Genomic DNA, 22338 nt, shown 5'->3' on the forward strand with positions numbered 1-22338 from the left:
GAGCGGGCTCAGGAACTCTCGCGCTGGGTGATCTGGAACGGGATCAGCACCGTCTCCGGCGGTGGGCGATGGCCGTCGGCGGCACCGTCCATCACGCGCAGCAGCAGTTCGCCGGCCGCCTTGCCCAGGCCCACGCAATCCACCGCCACGGTCGTGATGCGCGGGTGCGAGGCGCGGGCCACCTCGAAGTCGCCGAAGCCCGCGATCGCGATGCGGCCCGGCACCTCCCAGCCGCGGCGCTGGCATTCCATCAAGGCGCCGAACGCCGACAGGTCGGACACGCAGAGCACCGCGTCCACGTCGGGCCACTGGCGGATCAATTGCGCCACCGCTTCGCCGCCCTGCGCCATCGAAATCGGCGGCTGGCCGAAGCTGATCACGCGGCCGTCGGGCAGGCCGAGTTCGCGGATCGCCTGCGCGTAGCCGCGCTGCCGGTCGGCCCCGCGCGTGTCGCGGTTCGAGGTGCCGCCGATGAAGGCGATGCGCCGGTAGCCCTGGCCGTGCAGGTGCCGCACCATCGCGCCGGCCGCCTCCGCATTGGAGAAGCCGACCGTGTGCTCGATGGGCGTGGCGGGCAGGTCCCAGGTCTCGACCACCGGCACGCCCGCCGCTTGCAGCATGGCGCGCGCGGCGGGGGTGTGCGAGCCGCCGGTGAGGATCACGCCTTCGGGCCGGCGCGCGAGCATGGCGCGCAGCAGGCGCTCCTCGTTCTCCACGCGGTAGTCGGTATAGCCCAGCAGCACCTGCAGGCCGCGCGCTTCGACGGCCGCGGTGATGCCCTGCGCGGTTTCGGAAAAATTGGAGTTGTTGAGCGACGGGATCAGCACCGCGATGAAGCCCGAGCGCTTGCTGGAGAAAGTGCGCGCGGTCTGGTCGATCACATAGCCCATCTCCTCGCAGGCCTGCAGGATGCGCTGGCGCAGCGCCTCGGAGGTCGCGCGGTCGCTGCCCGCGCTGCGGTTCAGCGCGCGCGACACCGTCATCTTCGAGACGCCGACGCGCGCGGCCACGTCGGCCATTGTTGCCGGGCGGGACGGGGGGGCGGGGGCTTTGGTCGGGGGCAAGTGCTCTCTCTGGAATGGGCTTGAGGATATGCGAGGGATTCGATGGATACCGATAACGAAAATTTCGCATCCGGATCGGATCTTCCGATGTCCGGCATGGTGGAAATTCTAGAGTGACGCCAGACCGCACTCCTGTTCGGGAAAAGCCTAGGTTACCGGTATCACACTCGATGCCAGACTTCGGCCATGACCATCGAAGTCTTCGACGCCCGTTTCGCATCCGTGGTCCATGGCGCCCCGCCGCTCGAACGCCTGTGCACCGGGGCGGCATGGAGCGAAGGCCCGGTGTGGATGCACGAAGACGGCGCGGTGCTCTGGAGCGACATTCCCAACAACCGCATGCTGCGCTGGCACGCCGACACCGGCATGAGCGTGTGGCGCGAAGGCGTGGAGTTCACCAACGGCCACACGCGCGAGGCCGATGGCGCCCTGCTCCATTGCTCGCACGGCCGGCGTGCCATCGTGCGCACCCGCTTCGGCCCGGGCTTCGTGCCGCTGGCCGACGAGGTCGTGGTCGACCGCTACCAGGGCCGGCGCCTCAACTCTCCGAACGACGTGGTCGTGAAGCGCGACGGCAGCATCTGGTTCACCGATCCGCCCTACGGCATCGTCTCGGACCATGAAGGCCACAAGGCCGAGAGCGAACTGGGCCGCAACCATGTCTTTCGCTTCGACCCCGCCACCGGTGCGCTGCGTGCGGTGAGCGACTTCATCGAAGAGCCGAACGGCCTGGCCTTCTCGCCCGACGAAAGCATCCTTTATGTGAGCGACACCTCGGCCGCGTTGCGCACCGACGGCTCGGGCCACCACCACATCGTCGCCTTCGACGTGATCGGCGGACAGGACCTCGCCAACCCGCGCGTGTTCGCCATGGTGAACCCGGGGCTTTCCGATGGCTTTCGCATCGACGTGAACGGGTTCCTCTACACGAGCAGCGCCGACAGCGTGCAGGTCTACCACCCCGACGGCACGCGCATGGCGCGCATCGCCGTGCCGGAAAAGGTGGGCAACCTCACCTTCGGCGGCAGCGGCGGCAGCGACGGCAACGCGCTCTACGTGTGCGCCTCCACTTCGCTCTATCGCATCCGCCTCCACACGCGCGGAGCGACCTGCCCATGAGCGCGCCCCTCCTGCAATTCCAGTCCCTCTGCAAACGCTTCGGCGGCACGCAGGCCGTGGACCACGTGACGCTCGATGTGCGCGCCGGCGAAATCCTCGCGCTGCTCGGCGAGAACGGCGCGGGCAAATCCACGCTCATCAAGCTGCTCGCGGGCATCTATCCCGCGGACCAGGGCGAGATTCTTTTCGACGGCCAGCCGCAAGCCGCCTGGCGGCGCACCGACCGACGCGAGCAACCCGTCGCCTTCATTCACCAGGACCTGGGCCTTGTCGAATGGATGACCGTGGCCGAGAACGTGTGCCTCGGCACCGGCTACCCGCGCCGCTTCGGCCTCATCGACTGGTCCGCCGCGAACGACACCGCACGCCGCGTGATGGCGCGCGTGGGCTGCGACATCGATCCCGGCCGCCGCGTGTTCTCGCTCACGCGGGCCGAGAAATCGTTGCTCGCCATCGGCCGTGCGCTCGAAGTCAAGGCGCGCCTGCTGGTGCTCGACGAGCCCTCGGCCAGCCTTCCGATGAGCGACGTGGAGCGCATGTTCGGCGTGCTGCGCGAACTGCGCCGGCAGGGCATGGCGATGCTCTACGTGTCGCACCGGCTCGACGAAGTGATGGCCATCTCCGACCGCGCAGCCGTGATGCGCGACGGCAAGCTGGTGGCGGTGAAGACCACGGCGCACACCAACGAAGGCGAGCTGGTCGGGCTGATCGTCGGCAAGGCGCTCTCGGCCTCGGTGCCCAAGGCGAGCGTTCCGGCAGCAAGCGTGCCGGTGCTGCAGCTGGACGGCGCGGCCAGCGGCAATGCCGGCCCGCTGAGCCTCTCTGTGCACCGCGGCGAAGTGCTGGGCCTCGTCGGCCTGCGCGGCGCGGGGCACGAGGCCATCAGCCGCGCGATCTTCGGGCGCGAGCCCTTGTCGGCCGGCCGCATGCGGCTGCTCGGCAAGGAATGCGATTTCACCTGCCCCGCCGATGCCATTCGCGCGGGCGTGGCCTATGTCGCCGGCGAACGCCTTGAAGAAAACCTCGCCGGCTCGATGACGGTGCTGGAGAACCTGTTCCCCAACGCCGCGCTGCATGGCGATCGCGGCCTGGCCTTCGATCGTCCGCGCCGCGAGAACGACAGCGCGCTCGCATTGATCCGCCGGTTCGACATCAACCCGCCCGCGCCGTCGGCCGAGGTGCAGCAGCTTTCGGGCGGCAACCAGCAGAAGGTGGTGCTGGCGCGCTGGTTCCACCTGGGCAAGCCGCTCGTGGTGCTCGAAGAGCCCACGGCCGGCGTCGATGTCGGCGCCAAGCGGCAGATCTACGGCGTGCTGCGCGAGCGCGCGGAGGCCGGCACCGCGCTGGTGGTGGTCTCCACCGACTTCGAGGAAATCGCGACCGTGTGCACCCGCGTGCTCGTCTTCCGCGACGGGCTGATCGCCGCCGAATTGACGGGCGATGCGATCACGGTGGAAAAACTTTTGGCATTGGCAGCAGGCGCCGCCGTGGCGCACGAGGAAATTTCCGCATGAGCAGTTCGATCAAATCCACCGCCCTGGAGCCCGACAAGTCGCTCGACGGCGAGGCCGTTTCCTTCGCGCAGCGCATCGGCCGCGCAATGCCGGTCTATGGCCTCGTGGCGCTGATGGCGGGCCTCGCCCTGCTGTTCTCGCTGCTGCTGCCCGACACCTTTCCAACGCTGTTCAACCTGCGCGCGATCCTGGCCGACAAGTCGGTGATCGCGCTGCTGGCGCTCGCCGCGACCATCCCGATGATCACCGGCAAGATCGACCTCACGGTGGGCTACGGCATCGTGCTGTGGCACATCCTCGCGATCAGCCTGCAGACGCAGTTCGGCTTGCCGTGGCCGGCCGCGGTGCTCATCGTGTTGCTGTGCGCGGCCTTGTTCGGCGTGCTCAACGGCCTCCTGGTCGAGCTTGCGCAGATCGACTCCTTCATTGCCACGCTGGGCACCGGCACCGTGATCTATGCGGTCGCGATGTGGCACAGCGGCGGACGCCAGGTGGTGGGCGACCTGCCCGATGGCTTCGTCGGCATCGCGGGCGGCAGCCTGCTGGGCCTGCCCGTCGGCGCCTTCTACGTGCTCGCGGTGAGCGTCACGCTCTGGGTCGTTACCGAGTTCACGCCGCTGGGCCGCGCGCTGTACGTGATCGGCGCCAACCCGAAGGCGGCGCAGCTCAACGGCATCGCGGTGCGCAAGCATGTGATGGGTGCCTTCGTCGCATCGGGCCTGCTCTCGGGCTTTGCGGGCGTGCTGCTCGCCTCGCGCCTGCAGATCGGCCAGGCCAGCGTGGGGCTGGAGTTTTTGCTGCCTGCGCTGGTCGGCGCCTTCCTCGGCTCCACCACCATCCGGCCGGGCCGCGTGAACGTGTGGGGCACGCTGGTGGGCGTGGCGATCCTGGCCATCGGCATCTCGGGCATCCAGCAGTTCGGCGGTGCCTTCTATGTCGAGCCGCTCTTCAACGGGCTCACGCTGCTGGTGTCCATCGGCATCGCGGGCTGGGCGCAGCAGCGGCGCAACCGCTCGATCAAGCGGCGCATCGCCGAGCGCCAGCTCGACCATGCGCAACAACCGGTTCCCTCAACGCCGTCGAAGTGACGGTTCACCGCAACGACTGGAGACAAGCATGAAGAAGAAGAGTGTGGTTCCCGCGCGCACCGTCGCCGCCGCCGTGCTGGCGCTGTGCGCCGCCGCGCTGGCGCCCAAGGCGATGGCCGACGACTTCCTGGATGCCGCGAAGAAGAAGGTCGAGATCGCCACCATGACCAAGGAGAAGTGGGACGGCCCCACCACCGGCCCCAAGGCCGCCGCGGGCAAGACCATCGTCTTCGTCGCGGGCGACATGAAGAACGGCGGCATCGTGGGCGTGAGCAAGGGCGTGGAGGAAGCGGCGCGCGCCATCGGCTGGACGGTGCGCGTCATCGACGGCCAGGGCACGGTCAGCGGGCGCACCGCGGCACTCAACCAGGCGCTGGCCGTGAAGCCCGCGGGCATCGTGGTCGGCGGCTTCGACACCACCGAGCAGAAGGCGGCGTTCTCGGGCGCGGCCAAGTCGGGCATTCCTCTGGTCGGCTGGCATTCGGGCGAGCAGCCGGGCCCGAACGACAAGGCGGGCCTCTTCGCCAACGTGACCACCGTGACAGACGACGTGGCCGACGTCGCCGCCTCGTGGGTGGTGGCCGATTCGGGCGGCAAGGCGGGCGTGGTGATCTTCACCGACTCGCAGTACGCGATTGCGCTCTACAAGGCGCGCGCGATGGAGGCCGTCATCAAGAAGTGCGGCGGCTGCACCGTGCTGAGCTTCGAGGACAGCCCGATCTCCGAAAGCTCGACCCGCATGCCGCAGCTCACCACCTCGCTGCTGCAGCGCTTTGGCGACAAGTGGACGCACTCGCTGGCCATCAACGACCTGTACTTCGACTTCATGGGCCCCTCGCTCACCGCGGCGGGCAAGAAGGGCGACGGATCGCCCAAGGCGGTGTCGGCCGGCGACGGCTCCGAGGCCGCCTACCAGCGCATCCGCACGCAGCGCTACCAGGCCGGCACGGTGCCCGAGCCGCTCAACATGCAGGGCTGGCAGATCGTCGACGAGCTCAACCGCGCCTTCGCCAAGGAGAAGTGGTCGGGCTACGTGCCCAAGGTGCACCTGGTGACGGCGGGCAACGTGGGCAAGGACGGCGGGCCGAAGAATGTGTTCGATCCGGACAACGGCTATCGGACGCAGTACAAGGCTCTGTGGGGCAAGTAGGCCGTGCCGCCGCTCGACTGGCTCATGGCACCGTTGAGTGGTGCGACAACCCACGAGATCGCATCCTGGGCCGCCTGGCACGCACGTCTCATGGTGCTGGGATGGGGCCTGTTGCTGCCTCTGGGGGCACTGGTGGCCCGCTTCTGCAAGGTCATGCCGTCGCAGGGATGGCCGCACCGGCTCGACAACCCCTTCTGGTGGCGTGCGCACCGCGTGCTGCAGTGGAGCGGCGTGTTGGCGATGACGGTAGGCGCGCTGCTCGCGTGGCGCGGTGCCCAGGGGGCTGGAGGTAGCGGGCTCGTGCGCCTCCATGCAGTGGCGGGTTGGGCGCTGTGCCTGGCCGGGTGGGCGCAGGTGGCCGGTGGTTTTCTGCGCGGCAGCAAGGGCGGCCCGACCGATCACCGGCTTCGCGGCGACCACTACGACATGACGCCGTGGCGGCTGGCCTTCGAGCGCATCCACAAAACAGTCGGCTGGCTCGCGGTGGCCGTGGCCGTCGGCGTCATCGCGCTCGGGCTGGTGGTGGCCGATGCGCCGCGCTGGATGCTCCTGGTACTGGGCTTCTGGTGGATAGCCCTGGGGGTTGCATTCTCGGCACTGCAACGGCGGGGGCGCTGCATCGACACCTACCAGGCGATCTGGGGCCCCGACCCCATGCACCCTGGCAATCGAATACCACCGGTCGGCTGGGGCGTGCGTCGGCCCTTTCATTGAATCGAAATAAAAAAGGGAGTGTGTTCATGGCAGGTCTGGAATTGAGCAACGTCGCCAAGCGGTTCGGCGATGTCACGGTCGTGCAGCAGCTCGACCTTGCGGTGCATGAAGGCGAGTTCGTCGTGCTGCTGGGCGAGTCGGGCTGCGGCAAGAGCACCACGCTGCGCATGGTGGCGGGCCTGGAGAGCGTGAGCGAAGGGCAGATTCGTATCGGTGGGCGAGACGTGACCGCACTGCCTCCGATGTCGCGCGACATCGCGATGGTGTTCCAGAACTATGCGCTGTACCCGCACATGGACGTGGCGCAGAACATGAGCTTTGCGCTCAGCCTCGCAGGCCGGCCCGCAGCGGAGATCCGCGCCAAGGTGGCGGTCGCGGCCAAGGTGTTGAACATCGAACACCTGCTCAACCGCCGGCCGAAGGAGCTGTCGGGTGGGCAGCGCCAGCGCGTGGCCATCGGCCGCGCCATCGTGCGCGAGCCCAAGGTGTTCCTGTTCGACGAGCCGTTGTCGAACCTCGATGCCAAGCTGCGCGGCCACATGCGCGCCGAGTTGGCACTGCTGCACGAGCGCCTGGCCAAGACCACCGTGTATGTCACGCACGACCAGGTGGAGGCGATGACGCTGGCCGACCGGATCGTCATCTTCGACAAGGGGCGCATCCAGCAGGTCGGCACGCCGGCGGAGGTTTTCAACCGGCCGGCGACGCTGTTCGTCGCGGCATTCATCGGCATGCCGGGCATGAACCTGCTGCCGGTGCGCTTCGCCGACCGGCCAGCGGGCCACGGCACGTTGTGCGGCGAAGGCTTCGAGCTGCCCGCGCCCGCCTGGCTGCGTGAAAGAGTGAGCTCGGCGGACCAGGCGCTCACGCTCGGCATCCGACCGCAGGCCCTGCACGTGGCCAACGGCGCACCGCTGAACGTCAAGGTCGACATCGTCGAGTACCTCGGCACCGAGAGCCAGGTCGTCGGTCACCTGGCATCGCCGGGTGGCGCGCGCATTACAGCCACGGTGCAGGGCGATGCGCATGGACTGCTGCACGGCCCCCGCTGGGGCTGAACGCCCACGTTGAAGACATGCACCTGTTCGACACGGCCAGCGGCCAATCGCTGCGGCCCTGACGGTTTTCGCTTTTTTCCCAAGGAGAGGTTCCATGCAACGCAGAGACATCATCAAGCGCACCGCGATCACCGTGTTCGGCGCCGGCCTGCCATTCAGTGGCGCGCTCGCGCAGAACCGCTATGCAAAATACGCGGGCCAGACAGTCACCCTCAACGTGCCTTCGCATCCGCACTACGACGCAATGGCGAAGATACTGCCCGAGTTCACGCGCGAGACCGGCATCAAGGTCGAGATCGACAAGCTCGCGATGGCGCGCCTCAAGGACAAGCAACTGCTCGAAATGGCCAAGCCCCAGGGCGACTACGACTTGGTGAGCTACGTCGTCATGTGGAAGGGCGAGTACGCAGCCAAGAACCTGGTACGCCCGCTGGAGCCTTACCTGTCGGACGCGGCGCTCGCCGATCCGGCCTACGACATCAAGGACATCATTCCGATCTACCTGGAGAACCTCGGCCTCGTCGGCGGCCCCAAGGGCTATCTGCCCGGCGCAGGCGCCAAGCTCTATGGCCTGCCGTACGGCGCCGAGACTTCGGTGCTGGCCTACCGCCGCGACATCTTCGCCAAGCACAACCTGCAGCCGCCCGAGAACTACGAGCAGTTCGGCAAGCTGCTGCGCCTGATCAAGGACAAGGAAGGCATGGGCGCGCTGGCCTCGCGCGGCCAGGCCGGCCACCAGTGCGTGCATGCCTGGCTGCTGCACCTGAACCCGATGGGCGGCGCGATCTTCGACGCCAGATGGGAGCCGCGCTTCAACGATTCGGTAGGCGTGGCCGCGCTGAAGTTCCTGCAGGAAGTGGTCGCCACCGGCCCGGCGGGCATCGCGGGCTATGGGCAGGGCGAGAGCAATACGGCCTTCCTGCAGGGGCAGGCCTCGATGTACCTCGACTCGACACTGCTGGCCGGCTTGGTCAACGACCCCGCCAAGAGCCGCGTCGCAGGCAAAGTGAGCTGGGCGCTGCATCCTGCGGGGACGCGGCGTTCGTCGCAATCGGGCGGGCTGGGCCTTGCGATTCCGAAGAACGCGAAGAACGCCGATGCCGGTTTCCTGCTGATGCAGTGGCTGACTTCGAAGGCGCAGGACAAGGCGGTCGCGCGCGCGGGCGGCGTGCCGATCCGCAATTCGACGATGGCCGATGCCGACCTGGTGCGCCAGTACCCCGAGTACATCGTCTTTCGCGAAGCGCTGAAGTATTCCAATCCCGACTGGCGCCCGATCATCGCGGCCTGGGACAAGATCAACGTGCAGGCGCTTGGCGTGGGCATTTCCGAAGCACTGATCGGCAAGAAGACAGCCGAGGCCGCGCTCAACGAGCTGGTGCCGACGGTGAAGAAGATCATGCGCGAATCCGGCTACGCGGTCTGACGCCACGGCACGATCCCCGATGCGCAGACCCGCCTGGCTTCCTGTCTTCTACGTCGGCCCCGCCGTGCTCGTCATGGCGGCCGCTTGCCTCTATCCGGTCGTCTCGGCCATCCAGCTCGGCTTCTTCGACTGGGGCCTGGGCACGCCCTGGTCTGGCGCGCGCTGGGCCGGCCTGGACAACTTCGTCTCGGCCTTCTCCAACCCACGCGTGTGGTCGTCGCTGTGGACCACGCTGATGTTCGCGGCCGTGTGCGTGAGCGCCGAGATGGTGCTGGGCATTGCGCTGGCCCTGGCGCTGGAGCACCCGGTGCGCGGGACAGCCTTGTTTCGCACGCTGTTCATCCTGCCGATGATGATCGCGCCCATTGCCGTGGGGCTCGCGTGGCGCTACATCTTCGATGCGCAGTTCGGCCTGCTCAACGCGTTGCTGGGCATATTCGGCGTGGCGCCGATGGGCTGGCTGGCCGACCCGACGCTGGCCTTCATTGCCATCGTCATTGCCGACGTCTGGCAGTGGACGCCCTTCGTCTTCATCATGATGGTGGCGGCACTGGCGAACGTCGACGGCGCGGTCATCGAGGCCTCGCGCATCGACGGCGCGCGCTGGTGGCAGATGACCTTCAAGGTCAAGCTGCCGATGGTGATGAACGTCATTGCCATCACGCTGGTGATGCGGCTCATCGACGCCTTCCGCGTGCTGGAGGTGATCTACGTGTTGACCTTCGGCGGGCCGGGCGACAGCACCGAGATACTGTCGCTGCACATCTACAAGACCGCGTTTGTGGGACAGCAGCTCGGCGTGGCGGCTGCGGTGTCGGTTCTGCTGCTGGTCGTGGTCGCGGCACTGTCGTGGGGCGCACTACGGTTGTCCAACCCGCTGAAGGAGTCGGCATGAAGCGGCCTTTGCTCCTGGTGGTGGCGCACTACGCGATGCTTGTTGCGCTGGGCCTGCTGTGCGTGGCGCCCATTGCGCTGATCTTCACGACCAGCCTGCGCCAACAGGTGCATATCTTCGCGGAGCCGCTGAATTTCATCTTCATGCCCACGCTGGAGAACTACCGCGCGGTGCTCACTGAAGACAACCTGGGGCGCTATCTGGGCAACAGTCTGTTCGTCGGCGTGATCGCCACAGCCATTACCCTGGTGCTGGGCTGCATGGCTGCCTATGGGCTGGCGCGCTTTCGCTTTCCGGGCCGTTCGGCAGTGGGCTACACCACTTTGCTGCTGCGTACCGTGCCTCTGGCCGTGCTCGCGATTCCGGTGTTCATGATCTGGAGCCAATGGCAACTGGTGAACAGCCTGTGGGGACTGATCCTTCTGTACGTCGCGGTGAATCTACCGTTCACCATCTGGCTGCTCTATGGCTTCGTACTGCAGGTGCCGGTCGAACTGGAGGAGGCCGCGGCGATCGACGGCTGTGGGCCGGTGCGGGTGTTCACCAAGGTGCTGCTGCCGCTGATGGGGCCGGGTCTCGCGGCGGCGTCCATCTTCACCTTCCGCATCGCGTGGAACGAATTCATCCTCGCGCTGGTGCTGACCGACCGGCAGACACGCACGCTCCCAGTGGCTGCGTCGCTGTTCATCACCGACATGGGCGTGGATTGGGCCAAGGTGATGGCGATGGGCAGCCTGATCGCCATCCCGCCTCTGATCTTCACCTTCGTAGCAGCGCGGCAGATCATCACGGGGATGACCGCGGGGGCGGTAAAAGGCTGAACCTTCACCCAAAGAAGGGGTCGGCCCGCCAAGGCGTGCATGAGGTACGTTGCGACGGCAGCAACGGCTTCTCAACCAGCCTTGAGGAACACGTCATGGTCGGGCGCGAAGTTGGCGTGCAGCGGCAGCATCGCCCCGCCGAGCGCACAGGCCTGCGCCCCCACCCTGCCCCCGTGCAACTGCGGCGGCCACAGGCCCTCCCAGTTGCATTGCGCGAGCGCGGCGCGCGTCTGTTCCAGAAGGGCCTGGAGCAATGCGCGCGACATGGAACCGTCCATCACCACGTCGGCCAGATCGAGCACTGCGGTGCCGCTGACGATGGCGTGCGCCAATGCCAGCGATGCGGAGCCGAGCCATGACTGCGTTGCGGCGGCAAACGGGGGCTGCAACGCGCGGTCGTCGTAGGCCGCGGCAGGATCGAGCCCTTCGCCTTGCAGGCGCTGCTCCAGCTCCCACAGCGAGGCCTCGGCCATCACCTGCGGCGGCAGCGCGCCATCGGCTCGCACCGACTGCATCGGCAACGAAGCCAACGCGCCCGCGTTGCTGTGCGCGCCCGTGTGCAGGTGCGAGTTGATGACCAGCCCGCCGCCCACGAAGGTGTCGACGAAGATGTAGAGAAAGCTCTTCAGGTCATGGCCGCGCCCGCCCACCAACTCGGCCACGCAGGCCGCCACGGTGTCGCGCGCAAAGCTCACGGGCACCTCGGTGCGCGCGCGCACCTCGGCCGCCAGGTCCATCTGGTTCCAGAGGTCGGCCTGTGCCTTCGACAAGCCCAGCGTGCGGTGCCAGCCGCCCAGCTGGAACGGCGCGGCCAGCCCCGCGCCCACGTTGCGCACGGCCAGCGGCCCGAGGCCCTCGCGCAGCCGGTGGATGTGCTGCGCGATGGCGGGCAGCAGCTCGTCCGCATCGGGAAAGTCGTAGCTGATCGCATGCCGCTCGCGCACCTTCGCGGTGAAGTCGATCAGCAGCCATTCGGCGCCGCGCCGGCCCACCTTGATGCCGATGGCAAAGGCCCCGTCGGGGTTGAGCGCGAGCGGCACCGAAGGCTGCCCGATGCGGCCGCGCACGCGCCCCTGCTTGACGATGAGCCCGTCTTCCTCGAGCCGCGCGGTGATGAGCCCGATGGTCTGCGCGCTCAGCCCGGTGAGCCGCGCGAGGTCGGCCTTGGGCAGGCTGGTGTGGACGCGCAGCGCCTGCAGCACCGTGCGCTCGTTGAACTGGCGCATGCCGACCTGGTTGGACCCGCGGGGCCGCAGCAGGTCGGGCGAGCGCGCAGGGGCTTCTGCATCAGGCATGCGCCTCCGCGGGCAGCTGGTCGGCGGTCATGGCGCCGGTCATCACGGCCACCGTGTCGCTCATGCTGATGTTCTTGGGGTTGAGCACCGCCGCTCGCCTGCCCAGGCGCGCCACGTGGATGCGGTCGGCCACCTCGAACACATGCGGCATGTTGTGGCTGATGAGCACCACCGGCAGGCCGCGGTCGCGCACGCGGCGGATCAGCTCGAGCACCATGTTGCCCTCCTTCACGCCAAGCGCGGCGGTGGGCTCGTCCATGATGACCACGTGCCGCGCGAAGGCCGCGCTGCGCGCCACCGCCACGCACTGGCGCTGGCCGCCCGAGAGCGTTTCCACCGCCTGCGTCATCGACTGGATGCCGACCTTCAGGTCCGCCATGCGGGCCGCGCTTTCGTGCAGCATCTTCTTCTTGTCGAGCATGCGCAGCATGTTGCCCAGGAAGCCCGGGCGACGCAGCTCGCGGCCGAGAAAGAGGTTCTCGTAGATGGTCATGGCGGGCGCCACGGCCAGGTCCTGGTAGACCGTCTCGATGCCCGCGCGCCGCGCATCGAGCGGGTTGCGGAAGTGCACCGGCGAGCCGTCGAGCAGGATCTCGCCCTCGTCGGGCACGATGGCGCCCGACAGCGCCTTGATCAGCGACGACTTGCCCGCGCCGTTGTCGCCGATCACCGCGAGGATTTCTCCTTCGCGCAGCTCGAAGTCGACACCGTCGAGCGCCGTGACCTGGCCATAGCGCTTCACCAGGCCCCGGGCCTGCATCACGATCTTGGGGTTTGCGACGGCATTCATCAGCGGGCTCCCCGGCGCGACAGCTGGTCTGCCGCCACCGCCAAAATCACGAGCACGCCCGTCACCAGCACCTGGTAGATCGAGGACACGCCCATCAGCGTGAGCCCGTTGCGGAACACGCCCACGATCAGCACGCCGATCAGCGAGCCCAGCACCACGCCGCGGCCGCCGAACAGGCTGGTGCCGCCGAGCACCACCGCCGTGATGGCGTCGAGGTTCTCGGTCTGCCCCGCGTTCGGGTCGCCCACGCCGGTGCGCGCCACCGACAGCAGCGAGGCAATGCCGTAGAGCGCGCCCGCCGCCACGTAAACGCCCAGCAGCACGCGCTGCGTGGGAATGCCCACCAGGCGCGTGGCTTCTGCGTTGTTTCCCACCGCGTAGATATGCCGCCCCGCGGCCGTCTCGCGCAACACGAACCACGCGAGCGCATAGAGCACCAGCATCAGCACCGCGCCCCAGGCCACCGCGGCGCCGCCGACGGCAAAGGTGGTGCCCAGGCCCGTGAGGCCGGCGGGCAGGTCGGTGACGGTCTGCGAGGACGAATACAGCTGCGTGATCGCGAAGGCGATGTTCAGCGTGCCCAAGGTCACGATGAAGGGCGGCAGCTTGATGCGCGTGACCAAGAGGCCGTTGACCAGGCCGAACAGCGTGGTCACGCCGATGCCGCAAAGAATGGCCACCGGCACCGGCAGCCCGAGCTCGGTCGCGAACTTGCTCATGATGATGCCGCCCAGCGCCATCACCATGCCGCACGACAGGTCGATGCCCGCCGTGAGGATGATCAGCGTCTGGCCGATGGCGATCACGCCGACCACCATCACCTGCTGCAGGATCAGCGAGAGGTTGTCCCCCGTGAGGAAACGGTCGGACTGGGTCGCAAAGAAGATGCATGCGCCAAGCAGAGCCAGCCACGGCCCCAGGGCGCCCCACGGGATGTGGTGCTTCGGAGATTTCGCCATCAAAACGCTCCGATGCTTACTTCTTGCCCCAGCACAGCTCGGCACCGGTCTTGGTGTCCTTGCTGTCGACGCCCGGCACGCTCTTGCCGGCGATCAGGGTCACGCCCGTGTCGACGTAGCCCGAGGCCTTCTTGCCCGTCTTGGCAAACTCCACGCCCGCCGCCACGCCCATGGCGGCCATCTTGAGCGGGTATTGCTGCGAGGTGGCGGCGATGATGCCGGCGCTGGTGTCCTTGATGCCCTGGCAGCCGCCGTCCACCGAGACGATCAGCACGCCCTTCTCCTTGCCCGCGCGCTTCAGCGCGTTGTAGGCACCGGCCGCGGCGGGTTCGTTGATGGTGTAGACCAGGTTCACCTCGGGCGCCTTCTGCAGGCAGTTTTCCATTGCGGTCTGCGCCTTGGCCTGGTCGCCGAAGCTGTCGGCCATGCAGACGATCTCGGGCGCCTTCGACAGCTCGTTCGACTTGGCGTCGTTGGCCGGCAGGCCGAAGCCCTTCATGAAGCCGTTGTGCCGCTGCGCGCCCACCGGGTGGCCCGGCAGCAGGTCGAGCGCGACGATCTTGGCGGGCTTGCCGGCCATCGCGGCCTTGGCGTATTCGCCGATCAGCACGCCGGCCGTGTAGTTGTTGGTGGCAAAGAGTGCATCGGTCGCATCTGGCGGATCGGCCGGGCTGTCGAGCGCGATCACCATCACGCCCTTGTCGCGCGCCTTCTTGATCGCCGGCACGATGGCCTTGGCATCGCTCGGCGTGATCAGGATGGTCTTGGCACCCGCGGCAATCATGTTTTCCATGGCGGTGATCTGGCCCGCGTTGTCGCCGTCGGCCTTGCCCGAGCCGGAGAGCAGCTTGGCGCCGAGCTTCTTGGCTTCTTCCTGCGCGCCCTCCTTCATCTTGACGAAGAAGGGATTGGTCTCGGTCTTGGTGACCAGGCCGATGACGGGCTGGTCGGCGGCAAAGGCGGCGGACGATGCAGCCAGGGACATGGCCGCCATGGCCAGGATGGAGCGGGAGCTGAACATGGTTTGTCTCCGTACGTTCGTTGGCGGGCGGCAGGCGCCCGCAGGGCTGGATAACCGGCCGCGTGCCCTCTGTGCAATGGAGCGGCGGCCGGACGCAGGGAGACTATCGATGAGGGGAGCGACTAAATCAAGTGGTTTTAGTTATCGAAAACCCGGGGTTGCGGGGCTCGGCCGCGTCCCCCGTTTCCGGCCCCTTCACCGGCTGTTGTTGAGCAAGGCGCCCTCGAATTCGAGCTGCTCGAAATAGCTGTTCGTGAAGTCGACCTGCTCGCCGCGCAGGTTCCTGGCGTGCACGTCCGTTCCCTTGCATTCCAGCACCTGCACGTTCCGCCAGTCGCTGCCGTCGAAGTTCATGCCGTTCCATGTGCACTGGACAAAGCGGCAGCCGCGAAGCGAGCTCTGGCTGAATTGCGCATGGTCGAAGGCGCAGCGCGTGAACACGCAATCCACCATGGCAATGTGCTCGAAATTGCAGCGCGTGAAGCTGCAGCCGTCGAACTGGCAGGCGATCCAGCCGGCGTGCCGGAAGACCGTGTCCGTGAAGCTGCTGCCCGCGAAGGACGACGAGGCGAATTGCGCCGTCTCCAGGTCGAGCCCCGCATAGGCATTGGCATCGCTTTGGCCGGCCAGCCCCGCGGGCGCGCCGCCGAGGCCTTTGCGCCATTTGTCGTGGTCGAGGATGATTTGTTGGGCGCTCATGGTTTTTTATTTGCCCGGATTCTTGTATTGAGCGGCGATCCTGCAATTTGCGCAAATGCGCGCCGACGGCTTGGCGCCTCGCGCTTCAACAGCCAGCAAATCAGGAAATAAGATTTTTGTTTTCAATTTGAGCTTCATGCCCGCCTCCTTGTGTGCAATTATTTTAAGTATCGATTTATGGCAAGCGGCAATACGAAGACCCATCCAATTGCCGGCAAAGTCGACACCGCCTGCGCACCTCGGAGACGCGGATGAGACATCGTTCGGGATATCCCGAATGCCTATAAATTCTTACATTTCTCTGTATTCATTTACGATCTGACAGTCGAGGGGCCTGTCTTCCGATGGGTGGCGACATCAATCAAAAAATGGAATAAATGTAATGAAATGGTTTTATTTTTCCGCCGCGGCCGCTTTGGTCGGGGCGTTGGGGGGATGTGGAGGAGGTGGTGGTGGCGGCGGGGGCGGCGGATTGCCGTTTCCGATCCTGCCCGCGGCCACCTTGGGCGTGACGGTTCAGGTCAATGGCAGTTCCGCGACGGCCAATGGGGACGGCAAGTACTCCATCAAGCCGGGTGACGTGATCACGGTGACCCCGAACCTTGGCTCGGACTGGACCAGCAGTTCCGACCCTGCCGGTTCCGTGAGCCTGCGCAATGCGGATATTTCCAGCACCAAGTGGTCTGCGCAGATTGCGAACAACACCAATGCGGCCAGCGTGTTTACCGTCAGCGCGAAGGCGACGGCCAATGCAGCCTTGACCAAGGACACGGTCTTCAATGTTGCCGCAGGCGACGCCCGGAACCTGTCTTACAAGGTGTACGCGACGAACGGCAGCCAGCAGACGCTCGCGCTCAATTTCGACACGATGTCGTACGTGATGACCGACGAGACCGGCCTTGCCGTGTCGGACTCGTTCAGCGCCGATGCTGCGCAGACCGGAACCTATGTCTTCAAGAGTTCGCGCAATACCGCGGCGACGAACAACAGCCGTTTCCGGCTGATCACCGACGCCGTGGTGGGCTCGTTCCCGTTCCAGGTTGCACAGGTCCCGGGCAGCTACGCTGTCCAGCCGTTCATCGGGTCCCGCGCCATCGTGACGACCCAGAGTGCGCTCGACGGGATCTACATCCGCTTCGGCATCAATATGCGGCCGGGCGTGATCGACTCGCAGATCCGCCAGGTTCAAGTGACGGGAGGCGGTACATCGCTGCTCATGTGCAATGAGGTTGGCATCACCTCCATTGCAGCCTGCCCACCTGCCTCGATCGCAACCTACGCCATTTCGGCGGGTTCGTCCGCCGGGTCGTGGAGCACCGTGAACGTGGCCAATGCGAGCGACAAGGGTGCTCTGGCGGTCATCATGGTGGACGGAAAGAAGGTCTACGTCGCGGCGGGCATCAACTCCGTTGCGCCGAACGACTCCATCTTCCGCATCGGCCTTGTCGATTCGTCGACGTGGCTCAACACCACGGCGCGCGGTGGAGACAACAATGGCACCTGGGGCACTCTCGGCTTCGATGCGACGACGTATACCGCAGCGCTGACCAAGCCTGATGGCACCGTCTCCAACGTCAGCTATGGCCTCAATGTGGCGAGCGCCTCGATTCCCGCGCTGAAGGGCATCAACTTTGCAGGCACCGACCGCTATTTCGCGATGCAGGACGGTACGCTGTCGGTCGTCGTGGGTGCGCGCACCAACCCGGTCACCGGCTACCTCCAGATCGGCCTGGTGCCCTGATTGCACGGCGCCGGCATAGGCCGGTGCCGTTCACATCACGCACGCCGCGTCGTGCCGCAATTGCGGTGCAACGCGGCTTTCTTTTTGCGTGAGTGCTAGGCGGCGCGCGTTGCCGCCCCCTCCAGCCTCACCACCCGCCAGGCACACAGGCTCCCCACCGCCGCCAGCACAGCCGCCAGCGCGAACATGGTCCGGTACCCCAGCTCCTGCGCCACCGCACCACCGAGCAGCACGCCCAGCACACCACCGAACCCGTAGCCGATCACGGTGAAGAGCGCCTGCCCCCGCCCGCGCAGCCGGCCTGGAAAGCGGCGCGACACCACGGCGATACACGTCGTGTGGTGCGCCGCAAAGCTCAGCGCATGCAGCCATTGCGCGACGACGAGCGCCGCGATCGAGCCGCCCAGCCCGGCCGTGAGGCCCAGCCGCGCCACGGCGGCAATGCCGCACACCAGCATCCAGCGCGGCATCGGCAAGAGGCCGATGAGCCGCCCCTGCAGGAAGAACCAGACGATCTCGGCCACCACCGACAGCGCCCACAGCAGGCCGATGACGCTCTTGCCGTAGCCCAGCGAATCGAGGTACAGCGAGAAGAAGGCATAGACCGAGAAGTGCGACATCACCTGGAAGAACAGCGATGCGAAGAACCACCGCACCGCCGGAATGCGCAGCACCGGGCCGATCGGCTCCCTGGCCGCGTCGTGCGCCGCCACCGGCTCGCGGATGTCGGGCAGCTTCATGGTCGCGATCAGCACGACAGCCAGCGTGCCCGCGGCCCAGGCCGGAAAGTGCTTCATGCCGAAGCGCTCGAACCATTCGCCCGCAAAGAACACGGTCACCAGGAAGCCGGCCGAGCCGCAGAGCCGGATGCGCCCGTAGCGCCCCCAGTCGCCCGCCACCAGCTGCGCCATGGCGGCTTCGGTGAGCGACATCATCGAGCTTGTGTGGGTGAACATCACCAGCAGCACCAGCGCCAGCCACCAGGCGCCGCCATGCCACCAGAGCCCGAAGGAGCTGGCGAGCGCCACCGCGGCGCTGAAGCGCAGCAGCTTCACGCGCTGCCCCGTGTGGTCGCTGAGCGCGCCCCAGGCATAGGGCGCGAACACGCGCGTGATCGACTGCACCGAGGCCAGCAGGCTGATCGTGAAGATCGGCAGCCCCAGGTCCTTGAGCCACAGCGGCAGGTACGGGTTGAAGAAACCGATGTGCGCGAAATAGCTGGCCGACAGACCAGCGAACGCCAGCAGGTGGCCGCGCCCGGCGGCCACAGGCGGCGCGGTAGACACTAGAGAAAGGACGCCTGCGGCGAGGCGGATTCCGGCTTCTCGGCTTGCGTTTGCACATCGCCGCACTGCGCGCGGTTGCGCAGCACGTGCTCCATGACCACCAGCGCAAGCATGGCCTCGGCGATGGGCGTCGCGCGAATGCCGACGCACGGATCGTGGCGGCCCTTGGTGACCACCTCGACCGGGTTGTTGTGGATGTCGATGGACTGGCGCGGGCTGATGATCGAGCTGGTGGGCTTGATCGCGATGCTCACTTCGAGGTCTTGCCCCGAGCTGATGCCGCCCAGGATGCCACCCGCGTTGTTGGTGACGAAGCCCGTGGGCGTGATCGAATCGCCGTGCGTGGTGCCGCGCTGCGTGATGCTCTCGAAGCCGGCGCCGATCTCCACCGCCTTCACGGCGTTGATGCCCATCATCGCGTAGGCGATCTCGGCGTCGAGCTTGTCGAACAGCGGTTCGCCCAAACCGATGGGCACGTTGCCGGCCGTGACGCGGATGCGCGCGCCGCAGGAGTCGCCGGCCTTGCGCAGGCGGTCCATGTAGGCCTCGAGCTCGCTCACGTCGGCCATCGGCGCGAAGAAGGGGTTGGCGGGCACGTGGTCCCAGCTCTCGAACGGAATGGCGATCTCGCCGATCTGTGTCATGCAGCCGCGAAACACCATGCCGTATTTTTCGGCCAGCCACTTCTTGGCGACCGCGCCCGCCGCCACCATGGGCGCCGTGAGCCGCGCCGAAGAGCGCCCGCCGCCGCGCGGATCGCGGATGCCGTATTTCTTCCAGTAGGTGAAGTCGGCGTGGCCGGGGCGGAACTGCTGGGCGATCTGGCCGTAGTCCTTGCTGCGCTGGTCGGTGTTCTGGATCAGCAGCGCAATCGGGGTGCCGGTGGTCTTGCCTTCGTAGACGCCGGAAAGGATCTGCACCGCGTCGGGCTCGTTGCGCTGGGTGACGTGGCGGCTGGTGCCGGGGCGGCGGCGGTCGAGGTCGCCCTGGATGTCGGCCTCGCTCAGTTCCATGCCCGGCGGGCAGCCGTCGATGACGCAGCCGATGGCCGGGCCGTGCGACTCGCCGAAATTGGTGACCGCGAAGAGAGTTCCGAAGGTGTTGCCGCTCATGGTGGGGATTATCCCTACAAAGCGGCGGCCACTCAGTCCGTCGTGTTTTCCGTGCGCCTGATGAGCGTGCCCAGCTGCAGTTCGATGGCAAAGAGCCGTTCGTTCAGCACGGCAGTCTGCAGCCGTATGGCCTCGACGATGGCCTTGGTCTGCGGGTCCGAGGTGTTGTCGGCCAGTTCCGCCAGGTCGTGCAGCTTCTTGCGAAGTTCGTTGCTCATGGGAGGCTCCGTTCGTCGTCTCGTCGTGGAGGCCCCAGTATGGGTCTTCGCCAGCGCGCCGGCAATGCGTGAAAGCCGCTCAGGCGCCCTGCTGCTGCCCTGCCAGCCACTTCCCGAGCTTGCCCATGGCGCCGGTCCAGCCATGGCTGTGCCCGTCGCGCGCGGCCTCGTCGAAGAACTGCTCGTGCAGCAGGACCAGTTCGCAGCCATTGCCGTCGGGCTCGATGCGCACCGTGACGCGCGACTCGCGCTCCGGCGTGCTGCGCCAGGCCCAGCTGAAGACCAGCTTGCGGTTGGGCACGAGCTCCAGGTAGGTGCCGCTCACGTCGTGCGTCTGGCCGTCGGCCGCGCGCATGGCCACCCGAAAGCGCCCGCCCACGCGCAGGTCGACTTCGGCCAGCGGCACGGCAACGATTTCCTCAGGGCCGAACCAGGCCTTCAGCGCTTGCGGGTCGGTCCACGCGCGCCAGACTTTTTCGGGGGCGACGGGGTAGTGCCTGCGGAGGGTGAGCGAGGGTCGCTCGGTGGCGGGGGCGGCAGCTTTTGCCATTCGGTCTCCTCTTGGTGGTAGAGAAAGCGCGCCAGTGCATCGAGGCGCCCGGTCCAGAATTTCTCATAGCGCGACAACCACACGGCAGCCTCCTGCATGGGGCGCGGCGAGAGCTCGCAGCGCACGATGCGGCCCTCTTTCGTGCGCGAGATGAGCCCGGCGTCCTCCAGCACCCGCAGGTGCTTCATGAAGCCGGTCAGCGACATGCCATGCGGCTCGGCCAGCTCGGTCACGCTGAGGCTGCGCTCGCCCAGGGTCTCCAGCACCGTGCGGCGCGTGGGGTCGGAGAGCGCGGCAAAGACGGCGTCGAGCGTGGCATTGTCTGAGTGAACCATGTGGTTGAGTATCCGGCCGCACCGCGGGGGCGTCAAGCGATGCCCGCATCAGCCCTTCGCAGCGGATGCCTTTGGGAACGCTTTATGCGTGCCGCACCATCACCACCACTGCCGCGAAGGAGCGCCCCATGCTGGACCGAACCGCCACCCAGTTCTCCCACGTCAAGCCCGGCGACACCGAGTACGTCTCGGGCGGCCTGCGCGATTTCTTCCTTTACCGCGACCTTGGCATTGCCGAGGCCACCAACGGCAAGGTCATCGCGCACCTCGTCAAGGCCAACATGGCACCGGAAACGGGCACCGGCTGGCACCGCCACGAGGCCGACTTCCAGATCGTGATCATGCTCAAGGGCTGGGCCCGCTTCATGTACGAGGACAAGGAAACGCGGGTCGAGGCCGGCGACGTGGTGCACCAGCGGCCGGGCATCCGGCACTTCCTGTTCGACTACTCGCCCGACATGGAATACCTGGAGATCGTCTCGCCGGCCGACTTCAAGAGCATCGACGTCGAGCCGGTGTGCGAGATTCCGCCGCCGACGCCGTGGGTCTAGGGGCGCTCATCTGGGAAAGGGGCGGTACAGCGCGCAGTCGGGGTTCAAGCGCACGCCGAAGTCGGACGCGGCAACTGATGGATCGGGAATTCACCTTGGCGGGACGAAACACATCCTTCTGTGCCGGAAAGATTCAGTCTTTCTTGAAGCTACAGCAATTCGCAACGAAAATCTGCGGATGCCCACCGCCACCCTTCCCCCGCTCAGCCGCCAGTTCGTCGCCCACTTCGGCGAGATGGGCAGCAAGTGGGGCATCAACCGCACCGTCGGCCAGATCTATGCGCTGATCTTCATTTCCGAACATGCGCTCAATGCCGACGAGATTGCCGAGCTGCTGGAGTTCTCGCGCTCCAACGTGAGCATGGGCCTGAAGGAACTGCAGGCGTGGCGGCTGGTGCATCTGCGCCATCAACCGGGCGACCGGCGCGAGTATTTCGAGGCGCCGGCGGATGTGTGGGAGATCTTTCGCGTGCTGGCCGAGGAGCGCCGCCGCCGCGAGATCGAGCCGACGCTTTCGATGCTGCGCAACGCGCTGCTCGAATCGCCCGCAAGCGATGCCGAGCGCCACGCGCAGGAGCGCATGCGCGAGATGCACGACCTGATCGACCGGCTCATGAAGTGGTTCGACGACGTCCAGCGGCTCGCGCCCGAAACCGCGATGCAGCTGATGGGCATGGGCGCCACCGTGACCAAGGTGCTGAGCCTCAAGGACCGCATCACCGGCAGCACGCCCAAGAAGAAAAAGCCGGCCGCCGGCTGAGCGGCCTTTTGTCAGAGCCGCTCCTGCCCCTGCGGCGCTTCGGGCAGCGCGAGCTTCTCCTTGCGAATGGCGTCGTCGTCCATCAGTTCGTACCACATCGCGTTGAGAACAGCGAAGGCGGCCGCCAGCGGCAGGCCGAGAATCCAGGCGAAGTACCACATATTTTTTGCTC

Annotated in this window: 25 protein-coding genes; 12 read left to right on the plus strand and 13 right to left on the minus strand. The window is 66.8% G+C overall.

Annotated features, from left to right (window positions below; translation table 11 throughout):
• Positions 1-8: 8 nt before the first annotated feature.
• Positions 9-1019: a LacI family DNA-binding transcriptional regulator gene (locus AC1DSC_RS21670; protein ID WP_012748439.1), complete on the minus strand. Its 1011-nt coding sequence runs from the start codon at positions 1017-1019 to the stop codon at positions 9-11.
• Positions 1020-1250: 231 nt separating this feature from the next.
• Here AC1DSC_RS21670 and AC1DSC_RS21675 point away from each other — a divergent pair, with 231 nt between their 5' ends.
• From AC1DSC_RS21675 to AC1DSC_RS21715, 9 genes are all read left to right on the plus strand, one after another.
• Positions 1251-2183 (plus strand): SMP-30/gluconolactonase/LRE family protein, encoded by a 933-nt coding sequence (locus tag AC1DSC_RS21675; protein ID WP_012748440.1) that lies wholly within the window; start codon positions 1251-1253, stop codon positions 2181-2183.
• Positions 2180-3697 (plus strand): sugar ABC transporter ATP-binding protein, encoded by a 1518-nt coding sequence (locus AC1DSC_RS21680; RefSeq protein ID WP_012748441.1) that lies wholly within the window; start codon positions 2180-2182, stop codon positions 3695-3697. The genes AC1DSC_RS21675 and AC1DSC_RS21680 overlap by 4 nt, the downstream gene beginning before the upstream one ends.
• A complete protein-coding gene (locus AC1DSC_RS21685; protein WP_012748442.1) occupies positions 3694-4785 on the plus strand; it encodes an ABC transporter permease in 1092 nt (363 codons plus the stop codon). The genes AC1DSC_RS21680 and AC1DSC_RS21685 overlap by 4 nt, the downstream gene beginning before the upstream one ends.
• Before the next feature lie 28 nt (positions 4786-4813).
• On the plus strand, positions 4814-5935 hold the full coding sequence (locus tag AC1DSC_RS21690) for an ABC transporter substrate-binding protein (protein WP_012748443.1): 1122 nt from the start codon (positions 4814-4816) through the stop codon (positions 5933-5935).
• 111 nt (positions 5936-6046) lie between these two features.
• Positions 6047-6649 (plus strand): cytochrome b561 domain-containing protein, encoded by a 603-nt coding sequence (locus AC1DSC_RS21695; RefSeq protein ID WP_436287860.1) that lies wholly within the window; start codon positions 6047-6049, stop codon positions 6647-6649.
• Between the two features lie 26 nt (positions 6650-6675).
• Complete coding sequence (locus AC1DSC_RS21700) at positions 6676-7707, plus strand: ABC transporter ATP-binding protein (RefSeq protein WP_012748445.1); 1032 nt, start codon at positions 6676-6678, stop codon at positions 7705-7707.
• 94 nt (positions 7708-7801) lie between these two features.
• Positions 7802-9133, plus strand: a complete 1332-nt coding sequence (locus AC1DSC_RS21705; protein WP_012748446.1) for an extracellular solute-binding protein — start codon at positions 7802-7804, stop codon at positions 9131-9133.
• Between the two features lie 19 nt (positions 9134-9152).
• The gene (locus tag AC1DSC_RS21710) at positions 9153-10028 is read left to right on the plus strand and encodes a carbohydrate ABC transporter permease (protein WP_012748447.1); all 876 of its coding nucleotides are present in this window, start codon (positions 9153-9155) and stop codon (positions 10026-10028) included.
• On the plus strand, positions 10025-10849 hold the full coding sequence (locus AC1DSC_RS21715; protein WP_478131922.1) for a carbohydrate ABC transporter permease: 825 nt from the start codon (positions 10025-10027) through the stop codon (positions 10847-10849). Before AC1DSC_RS21710 ends, AC1DSC_RS21715 begins: the two co-directional genes overlap by 4 nt.
• A 71-nt stretch (positions 10850-10920) precedes the next feature.
• Here the strand turns inward: AC1DSC_RS21715 and AC1DSC_RS21720 are convergent, their stop codons facing one another.
• The 6 genes from AC1DSC_RS21720 to AC1DSC_RS21745 all read right to left on the minus strand — a co-directional run bounded on the left by AC1DSC_RS21720 (position 10921) and on the right by AC1DSC_RS21745 (position 15751).
• Positions 10921-12144, minus strand: coding sequence for an ROK family transcriptional regulator (locus AC1DSC_RS21720; protein ID WP_012748449.1), 1224 nt, complete (start codon positions 12142-12144; stop codon positions 10921-10923).
• Positions 12137-12934 (minus strand): ATP-binding cassette domain-containing protein, encoded by a 798-nt coding sequence (locus tag AC1DSC_RS21725; RefSeq protein WP_012748450.1) that lies wholly within the window; start codon positions 12932-12934, stop codon positions 12137-12139. The genes AC1DSC_RS21720 and AC1DSC_RS21725 overlap by 8 nt, the downstream gene beginning before the upstream one ends.
• Positions 12934-13893 carry an ABC transporter permease gene (locus AC1DSC_RS21730; RefSeq protein WP_012748451.1) on the minus strand — a complete coding sequence of 320 codons (960 nt, stop codon included), beginning with the start codon at positions 13891-13893 and terminating at the stop codon, positions 12934-12936. The genes AC1DSC_RS21725 and AC1DSC_RS21730 overlap by 1 nt, the downstream gene beginning before the upstream one ends.
• Before the next feature lie 16 nt (positions 13894-13909).
• Entirely contained in the window at positions 13910-14914 is a 1005-nt protein-coding gene (locus tag AC1DSC_RS21735; protein WP_012748452.1) for a sugar ABC transporter substrate-binding protein, read from the minus strand.
• Between the two features lie 195 nt (positions 14915-15109).
• Entirely contained in the window at positions 15110-15613 is a 504-nt protein-coding gene (locus tag AC1DSC_RS21740) for a pentapeptide repeat-containing protein (protein ID WP_369663093.1), read from the minus strand.
• A gap of 6 nt (positions 15614-15619) precedes the next feature.
• Positions 15620-15751, minus strand: a complete 132-nt coding sequence (locus tag AC1DSC_RS21745) for a hypothetical protein (protein ID WP_369663094.1) — start codon at positions 15749-15751, stop codon at positions 15620-15622.
• A 244-nt stretch (positions 15752-15995) separates the two neighbouring features.
• On the opposite strand from AC1DSC_RS21745, the gene AC1DSC_RS21750 reads away from it, so the two are divergent.
• Entirely contained in the window at positions 15996-17354 is a 1359-nt protein-coding gene (locus tag AC1DSC_RS21750) for a hypothetical protein (RefSeq protein WP_012748454.1), read from the plus strand.
• 95 nt (positions 17355-17449) lie between these two features.
• Here the strand turns inward: AC1DSC_RS21750 and AC1DSC_RS21755 are convergent, their stop codons facing one another.
• The 5 genes from AC1DSC_RS21755 to AC1DSC_RS21775 form a co-directional block, all read right to left on the minus strand.
• Positions 17450-18640 carry an MFS transporter gene (locus tag AC1DSC_RS21755; RefSeq protein ID WP_012748455.1) on the minus strand — a complete coding sequence of 397 codons (1191 nt, stop codon included), beginning with the start codon at positions 18638-18640 and terminating at the stop codon, positions 17450-17452.
• Positions 18640-19752 carry a chorismate synthase gene (gene aroC, locus AC1DSC_RS21760; RefSeq protein WP_012748456.1) on the minus strand — a complete coding sequence of 371 codons (1113 nt, stop codon included), beginning with the start codon at positions 19750-19752 and terminating at the stop codon, positions 18640-18642. The genes AC1DSC_RS21755 and aroC overlap by 1 nt, the downstream gene beginning before the upstream one ends.
• Positions 19753-19784: 32 nt before the next feature.
• Positions 19785-19970 (minus strand): hypothetical protein, encoded by a 186-nt coding sequence (locus AC1DSC_RS21765; protein WP_012748457.1) that lies wholly within the window; start codon positions 19968-19970, stop codon positions 19785-19787.
• A 79-nt stretch (positions 19971-20049) separates the two neighbouring features.
• Positions 20050-20520, minus strand: a complete 471-nt coding sequence (locus AC1DSC_RS21770) for an SRPBCC family protein (protein WP_012748458.1) — start codon at positions 20518-20520, stop codon at positions 20050-20052.
• Complete coding sequence (locus AC1DSC_RS21775; RefSeq protein WP_018905554.1) at positions 20409-20855, minus strand: ArsR/SmtB family transcription factor; 447 nt, start codon at positions 20853-20855, stop codon at positions 20409-20411. The genes AC1DSC_RS21770 and AC1DSC_RS21775 overlap by 112 nt, the downstream gene beginning before the upstream one ends.
• Before the next feature lie 128 nt (positions 20856-20983).
• On the opposite strand from AC1DSC_RS21775, the gene AC1DSC_RS21780 reads away from it, so the two are divergent.
• The gene (locus AC1DSC_RS21780) at positions 20984-21406 is read left to right on the plus strand and encodes a cupin domain-containing protein (protein WP_012748460.1); all 423 of its coding nucleotides are present in this window, start codon (positions 20984-20986) and stop codon (positions 21404-21406) included.
• Between the two features lie 178 nt (positions 21407-21584).
• Entirely contained in the window at positions 21585-22166 is a 582-nt protein-coding gene (locus tag AC1DSC_RS21785) for a GbsR/MarR family transcriptional regulator (protein ID WP_012748461.1), read from the plus strand.
• A gap of 11 nt (positions 22167-22177) precedes the next feature.
• Here AC1DSC_RS21785 and cydX read toward each other — a convergent pair whose 3' ends face one another.
• Positions 22178-22327, minus strand: coding sequence for a cytochrome bd-I oxidase subunit CydX (gene cydX, locus AC1DSC_RS21790; protein WP_012748462.1), 150 nt, complete (start codon positions 22325-22327; stop codon positions 22178-22180).
• Positions 22328-22338 lie beyond the last annotated feature (11 nt).

This window comes from Variovorax sp. 01N425 (genome assembly GCF_056399465.1).